1 protein-coding gene and 1 pseudogene are annotated in these 887 nt (G+C 77.0%); both read right to left on the reverse strand.

All coding sequences use genetic code 11. The features are described from left to right. On the reverse strand, positions 1-706 hold a 706-nt coding region (locus ACYVE9_RS28675), incomplete at its 3' end, for a FecCD family ABC transporter permease (RefSeq protein WP_461030803.1). Beyond that, positions 703-887, reverse strand: a pseudogene (locus ACYVE9_RS28680) (iron ABC transporter permease); the annotation flags it as partial. The gene ACYVE9_RS28675 and the pseudogene ACYVE9_RS28680, both read right to left, overlap by 4 nt.

Here is an 887-nt window from a genome sequence, read left to right on the forward strand (position 1 = left end):
GGCCGGCCGCGGCGGCCTGCTCGTCGCCGCAGCGCAGCAGCGTCAGCGGCCCGGCCAGCAGCCACGCGGCCGTCCCCCACACCAGGGCCCACGGCCAGAGCAGGTGCCAGTGCTCCCACACCCGTCCCTCGGTGCTGCCCACCAACCACTGCACGACGCTGCCCAGTTGGCCCGGAGCCACCAGCAGCATCATCGCCGTGAGACCGCCCAGCACCGCCGACACCAGCACCCCGTGGACGGCGATGCCCGCCGGGTCGCCGCTGCCGGACCGCTCCCGACCCGCCATCACCCACAGCAGGCCCGCGCCGGTGAAGCCGCCGAGCGTGGCGGCGACCACCACGGCCGCCGGGGAGTCCCAGCCGGTCAGGCCGAGTCCGGTGGCGGTGACGGCTCCGAGCACCGCGCCGGGGGTCACGCCGGTGACCTCCGGCCCGGCGAGCGGGTTGCGCAGCGCCGACTGGAGGACGAGTCCGGCGACGCCCAGGCAGGCGCCCGCTCCGAGCGCCACCAGCACGCGGGGCAGGCGCAGTTGGAACAGCACGTGCCGATCGGTGCGGTCCCCGCCACCGGTTAGCACGTCGACCACCGCCGCGGGGGTCAGCGCCCGCCCGGCCAGCACCCCGCAGACCGCCACCGCGACCAGCAGCAGGGCCAGCAGCAGCAGGCGGGTGTGCGGACTCCGCAGCGGGGTCAGCGTGAGACTCATCGGACCGCCTCCTCGGCGGGTGTCGGGACGGGCAGGGTGGCGGACTCCCGTGCCTGCTCCGGGTCGGGCGGCTCGAACCGCGCACGCCGGCCGGCCCGCAGCAGCAGTACGCCGGCCGGCACACACAGCAGAGCCGTCCACGCGCCGACGGGGGTCTCCACGGGTGCGAGCGCGAGCCTGG

The sequence above is a fragment of the Streptomyces sparsus genome (assembly GCF_054776295.1).